Origin of the sequence: Pseudomonas sp. ES4, assembly GCF_050586665.1 — a bacterium.
Classification (GTDB): Bacteria; Pseudomonadota; Gammaproteobacteria; order Pseudomonadales; family Pseudomonadaceae; genus Aquipseudomonas; species Aquipseudomonas frederiksbergensis.
Genome location: NZ_JBOBDO010000009.1, coordinates 19,467 through 32,558 on the forward strand (window position 1 = coordinate 19,467; position 13,092 = coordinate 32,558).

8 protein-coding genes are annotated in these 13,092 nt (G+C 59.8%); 1 reads left to right on the top strand and 7 read right to left on the bottom strand.

Annotated features, from left to right (window positions below; all coding sequences use genetic code 11):
- Positions 1-139 precede the first annotated feature (139 nt).
- Entirely contained in the window at positions 140-5,731 is a 5,592-nt protein-coding gene (locus tag ACQ4OB_RS12470; RefSeq protein WP_430955765.1) for a dermonecrotic toxin domain-containing protein, read from the bottom strand.
- Positions 5,732-5,921: 190 nt separating this feature from the next.
- On the opposite strand from ACQ4OB_RS12470, the gene ACQ4OB_RS12475 reads away from it, so the two are divergent.
- The gene (locus ACQ4OB_RS12475; protein ID WP_430955766.1) at positions 5,922-6,956 is read left to right on the top strand and encodes an alpha/beta fold hydrolase; all 1,035 of its coding nucleotides are present in this window, start codon (positions 5,922-5,924) and stop codon (positions 6,954-6,956) included.
- A gap of 100 nt (positions 6,957-7,056) precedes the next feature.
- Here the strand turns inward: ACQ4OB_RS12475 and ACQ4OB_RS12480 are convergent, their stop codons facing one another.
- The 6 genes from ACQ4OB_RS12480 to ACQ4OB_RS12505 all read right to left on the bottom strand — a co-directional run bounded on the left by ACQ4OB_RS12480 (position 7,057) and on the right by ACQ4OB_RS12505 (position 12,986).
- Positions 7,057-7,386, bottom strand: coding sequence for a GlpM family protein (locus ACQ4OB_RS12480; RefSeq protein WP_173860489.1), 330 nt, complete (start codon positions 7,384-7,386; stop codon positions 7,057-7,059).
- A gap of 8 nt (positions 7,387-7,394) precedes the next feature.
- Positions 7,395-8,723, bottom strand: coding sequence for a sigma-54-dependent transcriptional regulator (locus ACQ4OB_RS12485; RefSeq protein ID WP_074874018.1), 1,329 nt, complete (start codon positions 8,721-8,723; stop codon positions 7,395-7,397).
- Positions 8,720-10,621: a sensor histidine kinase gene (locus ACQ4OB_RS12490; RefSeq protein WP_430955767.1), complete on the bottom strand. Its 1,902-nt coding sequence runs from the start codon at positions 10,619-10,621 to the stop codon at positions 8,720-8,722. Before ACQ4OB_RS12490 ends, ACQ4OB_RS12485 begins: the two co-directional genes overlap by 4 nt.
- Before the next feature lie 216 nt (positions 10,622-10,837).
- The gene (locus tag ACQ4OB_RS12495; protein WP_074874020.1) at positions 10,838-11,572 is read right to left on the bottom strand and encodes an amino acid ABC transporter ATP-binding protein; all 735 of its coding nucleotides are present in this window, start codon (positions 11,570-11,572) and stop codon (positions 10,838-10,840) included.
- Positions 11,569-12,240 (bottom strand): amino acid ABC transporter permease, encoded by a 672-nt coding sequence (locus tag ACQ4OB_RS12500; RefSeq protein WP_033053683.1) that lies wholly within the window; start codon positions 12,238-12,240, stop codon positions 11,569-11,571. Before ACQ4OB_RS12500 ends, ACQ4OB_RS12495 begins: the two co-directional genes overlap by 4 nt.
- Positions 12,240-12,986, bottom strand: a complete 747-nt coding sequence (locus ACQ4OB_RS12505; protein WP_074874021.1) for an amino acid ABC transporter permease — start codon at positions 12,984-12,986, stop codon at positions 12,240-12,242. Before ACQ4OB_RS12505 ends, ACQ4OB_RS12500 begins: the two co-directional genes overlap by 1 nt.
- Between the last annotated feature and the right edge of the window lie 106 nt (positions 12,987-13,092).

The window sequence follows — 13,092 nt, forward strand, 5'->3', positions numbered from 1 at the left end:
CAGCGGATGGGCTCTTATTTAAGGTTCTGGCGTTGAAACCGACTACTGTCAAATGTGACAGGTCAAGGCACTTTTCAGACGGGTGGCAAGCTTCGCCCATACGCCGCAGGGGCATTGCCGCCCCCCGGCGCTGGTGGTGTCAGAGGTTCTGGAAGTGCTGCAAGGCTAACGGCCTGCCGATTTCACCACGCCAGATAGAGTCGACCGGCGCACCGGTTTGCGCCTGCTTTTGTTGCCATTGCAGGCCGAGATGGCGTTGTTGCGCTGTTTTGAGATGAGCTCTGACGAACTCGTCGAAGCGCGGTTGGGGCTTGTTGTAGTGAAAATGGGCATACCACAGGGGCTGTGTCGGAGTTTGCGTCAGGTCGAGCACTTCGTATTCCTGCAGGAAGTCCCTGCGCCCGTCCTTCAGGCGTGCGAGCTCGGTCAATTCACCGTTCTTGCGAACCTGCACCGCACCCTGTTTGAGCAGATAGTCCAGATACCCTTCTGTGGGCGTTTGGCTGATGAGGGAGTGCCGGATGCGCAAGTCTTGTCCTTTGCGCGTCAGTTCGGCAGCCTTTTCTCGCAGTTGCCCGATGAGAGGGGCCTGGGGGTCGAGGCGTTCGATCTGGCTGGCGCGCAGGCGAAGCTCGGTGGCTTCAGTCAGCATCATGTGTTCAAGGTCGACGGGCAGCATGTTTTGCCTGGCGTAGGCTTCGACCTTGTCCTGGTACGCCGCCTGGGTGTTCAGGCGACTCTTTGCCTCCGCCAACAAAGGCCTGACATCCGTGGGGGCATGCTGTTGGCTGACCCGCAGGGGATTCTCCTGCAGACGGTATTTGCCGTGTAACCCTGGCAACCAGTTTTCGGTATAGCCATCGATGCCCTTGAGTGTGAATCGATCCTGGCCGCTGATCACGTCACCGATCAACAATTGACCTTGTTCGGTTTCAAAGATCTTTTTCACGATAGGCCCGGTCGGCCGTGGCACAGATGTTTGCCTGATGGCCTGGCGAGCTCGTTCGGCGGTTTTTTCTATGCCGTCCAGGAGCAGCGGGACATAGGTGAGATCGAAATGTTGAGGATAGCTGGCTGTCCATGCCGTCAGCTCCTTGCGAAATTGATCGTAGGCCGCGAGACAGTCTTCAAGAATTCTGGTGCGTTCCGCGGGGCGGGCGTTCACTTGGTGAAGACAGTGTTGGGTAGCCAGGACCCGATCGATCCTGGCCCGTGCGTCAGCCATCTGGGTTTGCAGATAAAACCAGGAGACATCATTAACCGCATCAAACCGACTGACGACTTGCAAGTATTGACCCGTTTTCAGGTACTGCCGGTTCTCCGGCAGCAATGCGGCTACCATTTTGTTTTTTTCTGTCGCTACGACTCTTCGTTGAGCGTCATTGGTGATGCGTTTGCTCCATTCATCAATCTGTGCGCTGGTCGCGTCGATCAATTCGAGCGCCTTGACCATCCCTACCCGTGCATTTTTGCGCTGTTGCAGAAGGCTCAATAGGGGCTTGAAGTCTGTGCTGGGCACAATATCCGACTGGTTTGCAAAATCGTCGAGTTCCTCCAGGTGCTGAGCGATGCGCCGGGCGCCAAACCTCAACCGGTGCAGTGAGCGGTCCACTATCACCCAGGCCATTCGGCTTTTTATGTCGTTAATACCTGCCCGCTTGTTGCCATGGCTCAACGGCAACAGTTCTTCGAGTTCCAGGTAAGCGGTTTTGGCCAGTTCTATTTCTTTCAGGCAAGCGGCTTCCAGGTGCTTGATTTGTTCCATGTGGGTTTGAGGTGGGCTACTTTGGTAGCGCTTCAGCGTCTCATTTGTGCGCGTGCTCAGGGTGCTGAGTTGCTCGATCCTGGCATCGGTGCTGGCTGTCAGTGCTTGTTGGCGCCGAAAAACCCGATCGACCCACCAACGCGGCAGTCGCTCGCGGATGACCGTCGGCCAGATCGGATCAAGCCTGTTGGCCAGGTAACTTTGTACCCCACCCCCTCCCGCCAGGCCGCCATTGAAGGCAGTCCCGTAAACGGCGAAGTGAGTGTTCCATTGCCCGCTGGCATCGAGGGCTACGGGTTGTTTATAGCTTTTGAGCTCAGTCCCGCTCAGCCGCCAGGCCCCGTCATGCAATTCCACCTTGTAGATGATTCCGTACCTGACAATGAAGTCACCGTCGGCGTGTCGATAGACATTGCGATAAACGCCGTCCGTACCGGGTTGAAGGCCCGCCAGGGAAACTGGTTTTTCGTAGTGATAACCAGCGAATCGGGCTGCAATATGCCGGGCCTCACGTGCCGATATCAGCGGTGTGGACGAAGCGTCAGTGCCTCTGAACATCCAGCTCAACTGGCGATGAAACGTTCGTGTGCGGATCGCGCTGAGCCGCAAGCTGAAACCCGAAAGAAAGTCCATGCCTGCATCGATCAACGCCTGCAGCACCATGGTTATTTCAGCCATGCCTTGCACGTGATTGCCTTTGCGAAAGGCCGCGACGGCTTGATTGGCGCTGTTCCAGGCATCATAGAGGCCGACACCGGTACCGATGATGGGCAAGACGCCAATGGCCATTTTCAAGTAGGTGAACACCTTCTCGCCCTTGACTGCGTATTGCTCCAGAAAGAGTTCGCTGTTGGAGCGTGAGGTGTTGCGATGAGCGAGGATCAGGCGGCCCATCTCGGCATGCAATAGATGGGCTGGCAATGAAGTGCTTTTGGGCCACGGGCGCCCGACGCCGATGATCCCATCGAAGTTTTTCAGCAAGGCTTGCGTGATGCGGGCCAGGTGATTCGCCTTTTGGCCATCAAGGGCTCGCTCTGCCAGATAGTTGGCCATTTCACTGCCAAGGCACAGATCGAACAACGCCTTTCGGGCTTGCTCCAGACTGTCGTATCGGCGCAGGAACACGCCGTCCGGGGTGTCGGGCAGGTACAGCAGCGTAACACCGCTGGTTTTCTCCTCAATGAAGGTAATGCCCGAAAGGGTGGTTGACTTGTAGTCCGTATCTTTGCCACCCGCGCTCAAGAAGGCGGGCAGCAGTACGATCTGCTGGCCATTGGCGGACCAGTCCTGCGCCGTCGCAGCCTCAATCGCGACGTTGAGGATTTGCCACTCGGTGGCGTTGATTGCACCTCGCAGGAGGGCAAAGCGTCCCTGAATGGTGAGTTGCAAGCGGTAGGGTTCGAGCAGGCATTCGTGGTGATACTCACGTTCGAAGGCCGATGCCGTCGCCGGCCCGCTGTAGGTGCTGCGTATCAGCGCTTCGTAGTGCTGCGCCAGATCGAGTTCCGGCACGAGGGCGCACAGGTACGACAGGGTGATGCCTTTGACCAGCGCATTGCGCTCGGTATCGGAGCTGGCGGTGACTTCGACACGCATGAAGCTCAAGCGCTGCTTGATGCTGTCGTCGATGTTCCGCAGCGCCAGTTCATGGATCGACAGTTTGCTGCGGCTTTGGCTGGCGACCCATACGGTTTTGGTCGGCGTTCCCGGTGCGCCTGGAGCCACGGTGAAGTGTTGTTCGGATGTCACTGCATCAGGCAGGTCCAATTGCACGGCGAAGCTGTGCTGGAGTGAGAAATCCTTGCGCAGCCGGGCATCGATGCGTTTGGCGGCGAAGTCACTGACCAGCGGCAATGTGAGTTCGTGCAACGCGTGGGCGCGTTGCAAGGCTGGCACATAGCGTTCAATCAATGCATTGAGTTGCAAGCGTTCACCCGGTGATGCCTGGGTGAGCCATTGGGGGAACTGGCGGGTCAATCGTGCGCTCAGGTTTTGCTCGACGATTTGTGCGAAAGCGAGGTCGCGGTTCTGGTGGCTGGGCACCTGCAGGGCGGTGAGCGTCTGCTCGCGTAACTGTCCCAGTGCGTTCGCGTGTTGTGTGGGTTGGGTACCGATAGGGTATTGCTGGCTGATCTCGGCTGCGCGGCGTTCGAAAGTCGCGACTTGTTGACGCAAGCTGTACTCGAAAGGGTCGGTGACGATCGGGGTCAGTTGCAACGCCGCGTGCTCGTCGGCGGCATGCAGTTTAAACAGGGAACGCTCCATTTCCCGGCGATTGGCGAACCGTTGCAAACCTCCGCCAGCACCGGTGCAGTAGAGCAACAGGCTTTGCGTTGAGGACGGGTCTTGTAGCGTCGCGGTGTCGGCGAAAACCAGCAGCCCCTCCAGCTCCTGACGCTGCGAAACGGTTTTAATGTCGACGGTTTCGCTGACCGATAAGGTCACGAAGGCAGCGGCGCTCTGATCGGAGCGATCGGCGCTGGCAGGCGTTTTCAACACGGCTTCAAGCAGCTTGTGTTCGGCGGTATCGATCTGCTCCAGCTTGAGTTGGATGTTGGCCTCGGCTTGAAGGGCCTTGAGTCTCGCCTGATAGAGTGCGGTGTATTGAGTGTTGATCGTCGACGTATCGAAAACGCGCTCGCGTTCCAGCAGGGCGGATGCCGCGGTCATGGCGGCCTGCTCGGCCTCGTCCAGGGATGCAAACAGGGCCTTGAGCGCTGTCACCTGTGGATTGTCGAACGTCTCCTGATCGTGTTTTTTCAGCATGTTTTCGATGGCGCTGTATTGCTGCCTGAATGCGGCCTTGCGCACGAACAAAGAGAATTCGTGCCCGGGATTACCGAGCGGGAAGGAGGGGGCGAGCGCCTGATCGTCCTGCTCGTGTACCGGTGCGGGGAGGTCCGGCGCTTCGCTAAAGCCTCCTTTTGCGCGGCGTTGCGCGTCGACTTGATTGACAGCGAGCAGTGCATAGGCCGCCTGTTCGGCAATGTCGTCGCCCAGGCCGGTGCATGCGCTTTCCAGTTGAATGGCATGCAAACGCTCCAGCAATTGGGCTGCACCGACCTCCAGCGGGGCACTCGGGTTGTTGTAGTCGACGACGCTGTGACCGTCAGTCGTGACACTCCAGGGGATTTCGTGTTGATGCCTGATCAGCCAACTGTCCAGCTCGCTGCGCTGACTGAAGTGCAACAGTGCAGGCCGGTGGGTGGGCAAATACAGCAACTGCTCGGTGGATTGTCCCCCGTAAAGACTGATGCCCAGCACACCAGGAAGTTTGGCGAAACGATTGTCAGCGCGTTGCAGGGCCAACTGTTCGGCGATGACTCGCTGGCCTGCCACTTCGGATTTTCCGTCGACAGGATCGAGGATCGCCAGCAGCGGCTTTAACTGCTCGGCACTTAACGCACCCTCGGCGAGGGCCAGTTGGCCTGCCGCGTCAACGTGTGTGCGGTACAACCGGGCGGCCAGGTGCCGTCTGGATAATGGCGAGCCGTTGGCCCGTCCGTTCCAGTACGTGTTCCAGCCATCGGTCAGGCGTTGCTTCAGGCCCAGTGCCTTGAGTTGTTTGAGCAGCTCGCCGGCAGAGGTGGCGAAGTGTCGATGGCTGCGATCGATCCCCGTCACCCGACAGGTGGGGAGATGCCGCGGGTCCAGATCCGGTTGTTGCAGCAGGAAGGCGCAGGCTTCTGTCAGGCTGCAACGGCGCGAAGAGCGCTCGGCGGTGGCCGGAAAAAACAGGCCGACCCGCTCGCCATCCAGATCCAGTTGCTGCTTGAGCGTTTGCGTCAACAGGCTGTGAACGCTGGGGGAGGTCGCCATGAGCTTGAGCATTTGCTGCTGGCTGTCTCGCCAGCGCTGCGAGGCCTGGAGGAATAAATGTTCATTCTGCATCGCCGGGACGGTGGCGAGTGCGAGGCCAAAATCGCTGAGGGTGCTTGGGTCAGTGTCGTGATGTTGTTCGAGCATGGTTTGCCTGGCTTTCAAAGTGGACGGTTGGCAGGCATTGAATGCGAAGGGGCTCGGGCGGTGGTGGTACATAGTTATCGCATTGACCGTTCAGCGAACTTCATCAAACTGTCACGTAACTGTGGCAGCGCGCTTGAACAAACTTCATCAGACTCGCGCTCTACTGGAGTTCTGCGTTTCGGTGTTTTTCATGCGTGCACGATTTTTTTCCACAGCGGTTTTCCTGGCCGCGCTGTTGTTCGGCCTGCCGTCCTTGGCGGCATCTCGTTGCGATATCAATGTTCCGACCGAACAGGTCGTTCTGGCACACGTGAGCCTGGCGTACCAGAGCATCGGCCGTGCCTCGGACCCTGCGTTGTTGTTGGTGATGGGCCTGGGAGGGCAGTTGATTCACTGGCCGGATGAGGTGGTGGTCGCGCTGTGTCAGCAGGGTTTTCGGGTGATTCGCTATGACAATCGCGATGTCGGGCTCTCGACCTGGCGGCAAGTCCCCGCTGACGCCAACCTGACCTTCGAAGTGCTGCGCTACAAACTCGGTTTGCCGGTGTCGGCGCCGTACACCCTGACCGATATGGCGGATGATGCTTTTGGCTTGATGGATGCGTTGCACGTCGAGCAGTTCCACGTGCAGGGCGCGAGCATGGGCGGGATGATCGCCCAGCACATGGCTGCGATGGCGCCGCAACGGGTCGAGAGCCTGACCCTGATCATGACCAGTTCCGGGGCCGAAGGCTTGCCGGCGCCGAGTGCGGCGTTGGTGCAATTGTTGTCGCGTCGTGAGGCGCCCAATCGCGAAGTGGCGCTGGAGCAACAGGCCGATTTGCTGGCGGCGCTGGGCAGCCCGACGGTGAGCGATGATCGGCAGGCATTGCTGCATCAGGCAGCGCAATCCTATGACCGGGCGTTCAACCCCGAGGGCGTGAAGCGCCAGATCATGGCGATCCTCGCCGAACGCAGTCGTGTGGCGCTGCTCAATCAACTGCGCGTACCGACGCTGGTGGTTCACGGCACTGCTGATCCGTTGCTGCCGGTCATGCACGGCGTGCACTTGGCGGCGCATATCCGCGGCAGTCAGTTGAAGCTGATTCCGGGGCTGGCGCATCGATTCCAGGACGCGTTCAAGGCGCCGTTACTGGCGGCGGTGTTGCCGTATTTGCAGGCCCACCGCGAAGATTCCTCGCATTGGGCGCAGATTGATCCGGTGGCTGAACCCAACCTTCTGTAACAACCTGAATCCACTGTGAAGAGGGAGTGTCAGTTGGCGCTAATGTTGGCTGTAACACCGCTTTCGCGAGCCGGCTCGCTCCCACAGGGGGGAAAGAACGTCAGGCTTGGAGGCGAACCCAGACAGTGACCAACACCGTAGCCGCCATCAACCAAGCCACCGCCGCCACCGCGAGCGAGGCCTCCAGCCGCATCCGGTCGACCATCACGTACAACGTCGCCAGGTAGATGAAGTAAGGAATGATCGACCACATCCCAAACACGATGGTGGTCTTCAAATCCTCCAGCGAACGACCCTTGCCGACGATGTAATGCGCAATCAGCGCAAAGGTCGGAAACAGCGGCACCAATCCGGCGATGTAATAGTTTTTGGTCTTGGCCAGTGCCGCGAGGATCACCACCACGGCCGCGCCCAGGGTTGCCTTGAGGATCAGGTCCATCAGTGGCTCAGTCCGTACTTCTTCACTTTATCGAACAGCGTGGTCTTGGCCATCCCCAGTTCCAGGCTGGCCTGGGTCAGGTTGCCGCCACTGCGCTGCAAAGCGTCGCTCAGCAGGTTGCGTTCAAACGCTTCTACCGCTTCGGCGAAGGCCAGGCCCTGATTGCTGCCGCTGGTGCCGGATTTCTTGAAGGCCGGCAGGCCGAGGGCAAAGCGCTCGGCGACGTTGCGCAGTTCGCGCACGTTGCCCGGCCAGTCGTGGCTCATCAGGTTCGACAGGGTCTGGTTGTCCAGGTCCGGCACGGCACGGTCGAAGCGCAGGGACGACTGCTGCAGAAAGTGTTCGAACAATTGCAGGATGTCTTCGCGGCGTTCGCGCAGCGGTGGCAATTCGAGGGTCACCACGTTCAAGCGGTAATACAGGTCGCTGCGAAACTCGCCAGCCTTACTCGACTCGTCCAGATCGGACTTGGTCGCCGCGATCACCCGGCAATCCACCGCCACGCTCTGGTTCGAGCCGAGGCGTTCCAGGGTGCGTTCCTGCAACACCCGCAGCAGTTTGATTTGCAGTGGTAGCGGCATGCTTTCCACTTCGTCGAGGAACAGCGTGCCGCCGTCGGCGTGTTCGATCTTGCCGATCCGCCGCTTGCCGGCGCCGGTGAAGGCGTTGGCCTCATGGCCGAAGATTTCGCTTTCGAACAGGTTTTCCGGCAGGCCACCGCAGTTCAGCGCGACGAACTGCTTGGTGTGCCGCCGACTGAAGTCGTGCAGGCAACGCGCAACCAATTCTTTGCCTGTGCCGGTCTCGCCTTCGATCAGCACGTTGGCTGACGTATCGGCGACGTTGGCGATCAGTTCCCGCAGGTTCTGCATGGCGGGGGAGCGGCCGATGATCCGGCCTTCCAGGGAATCTCGTTCCGCCAGTTGCCGACGCAACGAAGAGACTTCCCGCGCCAGGCTGCGTTGCTCCAGCGCACGGCGCGCCACGTCGACCAGACGTTCGGGGGAGAAAGGTTTCTCCATGAAGTCATAGGCGCCTTTCTGCATCGCACCGACAGCCATGGAAATGTCGCCATGACCGGTAATCAGTACCACCGGCAGGCTGCGGTCGCGGGCCTTGAGGCGGGTCAGCAACTCCAGACCGTCGATGCCCGGCAGGCGGATGTCGCTGATGACAATACCGGCGAAGTTGTCGCCGACCCGCTCCAGCGCTTCTTCGGCGCTGCCGACGCCCACGCAGGGAATGTCTTCCAGGGTCAGCGCCTGTTGGCAGCCGAGCAGCACATGGGGGTCGTCTTCGACGATCAGCACACTAAGGTCGTTGTTCATATTGGCTCGGCGTGAGTGGGGCTTACCAACGGTAAACTGAGGACGAAAGTGGTACCACCGCTGGCCGGGTGCTCGACACCCAAGTGCCCGCCGGTGGCGGCGGCCAGGCTGGCGGAAAGGGTCAGGCCCAGGCCCAGGCCCTGTTCGCCGGGTTTGGTGGTGAAGAACGGTTCGAACAAATGCTTGCGCGCTTCGGCGTCGATGCCGTGGCCGTTGTCGCGTACACGAAGGCGATATTTGCCATCGAACTCTTCGCCTTCGAGCCACAGTTCGGGCAGCGGTTGTGCCTGCATGGCGTCAAGGGCGTTGCCGATCAGGTTGACCAGAATCTGCTCCAGGCGGGTCTGGTCGATCTGCACCTGCAGATCGGCGAAGTCTCGGTGCAGTTGCAGATGCGCGTTTTCCACGCGAGCGCCGAGCAACTGCAAGGCTGCATCCACCGCTTTGCCGAGACTGGCCTGACCTTTGTCGTCGCCGCGGCGAGCGAACGAACGCAGGCTGGCGGTGATCCGGCCCATGCGGTCGATCAGTTCATTGATGGTCTTGAGGTTGGTGCTGGCCACATCCAGCTGACCGCGCTCCAGAAAGCGCACGGTATTGCCGGACAAGGTTCGCAGTGCGGCCAGCGGCTGGTTCAATTCGTGGGCGATGCTGGTGGACATCTGGCCGATGGCCGCCAGTTTGCCGGCCTGGACCAGTTCATCCTGGGCGCGGCGCAACGTCTCTTCCGCTTGCCGGCGTTCACGGATCTGGCCCTTGAGCCGTTCGTTGCTGGCGCGCAGGTCGGTGGTACGTTCGGTAATCCGACGCTCCAGTTGATTGTTGGCTTCCTGCAAGGCTTCCCGGGCGGCGAGACGCGTGGCAATGACCTTGCGCCGCTCGTTCCAGGCGATCAGCAGGAACGCCACGAGGGCAAACGCCACCGCCACCAGAATCCCCTGATTGATCGCTTCGCGGCGCAAATCCTGCAGCGGTGTCAGCAGGGTAAAGTTCCATGGTGTGTCGCTCAGCGGACGGGTTTGCGAAAGGTAGCTGATGTCCTCTTCGTCTGATTTCACTTCGCTGTTGGCGGGGAAGGTCAGTTTTTCCTCGCCTTCGGCCAGTTGTTCACGGGCCAGCGGTTGCAGCTCGTTCAGCGGAAACCAGTAGTACTGCAGGCTACGGGCCAGTTTTTCCTTGGTTTCCTCGCTCAATGGCACAACCGATTTAAGCCGCCGCGCCGGATCGCTGGAGAGAATGATGATGCCGTTCTCGTCGCTGACGAAGGCTTCCAGTCGCGCACGCTGCCAGCGTTCCTCCATGGCTTCGAGGCGGACCTTGACCACGGCGACGCCGATGATCTTGCCGTGCTCTTCCAGGCCATGAGCCAGGTAATAGCCGGGTTCGCCACTGGTGCTGCCAATGCCATAGAAGCGCCCCGGCTGACCGCGCACGGCATTCTGGAAATAGGCGCGAAAGGACAGGTCTTCGCCCAGGTAACTGTCGACATCGCGCCAGTTGCTGGTGGCCATGACACGACCGGTGGTGTCCATCACATAGATAGCCCGACTGCGGCTGCGCCGGTTCAGGCCTTCGAGGTATTCATTGACCGTCTGTCGATGTTCCGGCGACGGGTCGGCCAACAGCTTCGAAACACTGGACTCGAGTTCCAGCAGGCTGGGCAGGTAGGTGTACTTGCTGATCTCGCTCTCGACGGCGCGGGCGTGCAGTTCCAGCTGACGCTGGCCGTTCTCGCTGAGGCTGCGAATCCCGTAGTGCTCACTGACCCAGAAGCCGAGGTAACCCAACCCGATCATCAGGGCGATGACCAGCGGCGGCAGGAACAAGTGGCGAATCAGACGGGGTTTCACGGCAAGTGATGGCGGCGCGGCGCGATAGAGATTTGGGTCGCATTTCATCACAGATGCCTTGGGTCAACCAGTGTGGCAATGGGCTTGCGTCCTGGTTTGGTCGAGCGCAGAACCTGTGGCGAGGGAGCTTGCTCCCGATCGGCTGCGAAGCAGTCGCAAACCCAGCCAACACGGTATGTCAGACACAACGTGCTGGTCGATGTTGTGGGTCGCTACGCAACCCAGCGGGAGCAAGCTCCCTCGCCACAGAGTTCGGTGTGGTGCTTAGTGCTGCAGAATCTTGGCGAGGAAATGCTGCGTACGCTCGGCGCGGGCATTGATGTCGCCGAAGAACTCCTCTTTCTTGCAGTCTTCGATGATTTTGCCCTGGTCCATGAAGATCACCCGGTCCGCCACTTTACGGGCGAAGCCCATTTCGTGGGTCACGCACATCATGGTCATGCCTTCGTGGGCCAGTTGCACCATTACATCGAGTACTTCGTTGACCATTTCCGGGTCCAGCGCCGACGTCGGTTCGTCGAACAGCATGACGATCGGGTCCATCGCCAGCGCACGGGCAATCGCCACACGCTGTTGCTGGCCACCGGAAAGCTGGCCCGGGTGTTTGTGCGCGTGGGCAGACAACCCGACGCGCTCAAGCAGTTGCAGGCCTTTCTTGGTGGCTTCTTCCTTGCTGCGGCCCAACACCTTGATCTGCGCGATGGTCAGGTTTTCGGTGATGGTCAGGTGCGGGAACAGTTCGAAATGCTGGAACACCATGCCAACGCGCGAACGCAGTTTCGGCAGGTCGGTCTTCGGGTCGGCGATGGATGTGCCATCGACCACCACGTCGCCTTTCTGGAACGGTTCCAGGGCATTGACGCATTTGATCAGGGTGGATTTGCCGGAACCGGACGGCCCGCACACCACAATCACTTCGCCTTTTTTGACCTCGGTGCTGCAGTCAGTCAGTACCTGGAAGTCGCCATACCACTTGTTGACATTCTTGATAGAGATCATACGGCAAACCTTTTTTGCAGACGCTTGACCAGCAGCGAGGCGGCAAAGCTGATTGTGAAGTACGTGAGACCTGCAAAGATCAGGAACTCGTTGGAGCGACCGATGATGTCGCCACTGGCACGCGAGGCATTGAGGAAGTCCACCAGGCCAACCGCGTAGACCAGGGAGGTGTCCTGGAACAGGATGATGCTCTGTTGCAGCAACAGCGGGGTCATCTTGCGGAACGCTTGCGGCAGGATGATCAGCCGCATCATCTGGCCATACGTCATGCCCAGGGCTTGGGCAGCACCCATCTGACCCTTGGAAATCGACTGGACACCGGCTCGGACGATTTCGCAGAAGTACGCCGCTTCGAACATCATGAATGCCACGATGCAGGAGGCGAAGGCGCCGATCGGGGTGTCTTCGCCGGTGATCCAGCGCAGTACGAACGGCACCGCCAGGTAGAACCAGGTGATCACCAGCAGCAGTGGAATCGAACGGAAATAGTTAACGTAGGCGCCGGCAATGTTCGACAGCAGCTTGCTGTGCGACAGGCGCATCAGCGCCAGGATCGTGCCAAGGATGATCCCGCCGACGACGCCCAGCGCCATCAGTTGCAGGGTCATGACCATGCCGTTCCACAAACCCGGCAGGGACGGGATGATGCCCGAGAAGTCGAATTCCATCATTTACCCCCTACGGAGATCAGGCCCGGTACGGCGACTTTCTTCTCGACCATGCGCATCAGCAGCATCAGGCCCATGTTCAGGGTGAAGTAGATCAGCGTTGCCAGGGTGAAGGCTTCGAACAGGTTGGCGGAGAACTCGGCGGTCTGTTTAGTCTGCGCGAGCAATTCCATCAGGCCGATCAGCGACGCCACGGAAGAGTTCTTGAACACGTTCAGGAATTCGGAGGTGAGCGGCGGAATGATGATCCGGTAAGCCTGGGGCAGCAGCACGTTCCAGTAGATTTGCGGCAGTTTGAAACCCATGGCGCGAGCGGCGGATTCCTGGCCGCGCGGCAGCGCCTGGATACCGGTGCGCACTTGTTCGCAAACACGAGCGGCGGTGAACAAGCCCAGGCAGACGACGACGCTGAGGTAAGCCGAGGTGGTCGGGTTCAGGTCCTGCTTGTACCAGTCTTGCAGGTTCTGAGGCAGCAGATCGGGTACCAGGAAGTACCAGATGAACAGCTGAACCAACAGCGGCACGTTACGGAAGAGTTCGACGTAGCAGGTCGCGATGCCCGATACGATGCGGTTAGGCACGGTGCGCATGACGCCCAGAATCGAGCCCAGCAGCAGGGCGATGATCCAGGCCACGACGGCGATGGCAATGGTCCAGCCCAAACCGGCGACGTACCAGTCGAGATACGTCTCGCTGCCCACGCCGGTGGACTTGAAGAACACGCCCCAGTCCCAGTTGTAATTCATTAGGGTCTCCCCTCAGATCGATCGATGTACAAGTGCCCGCCTGGGGAAGCTCCGTTCCCGCCCGATTGAAAACCGGGCACACACGAGCGGCTCGACAGCCACCGGT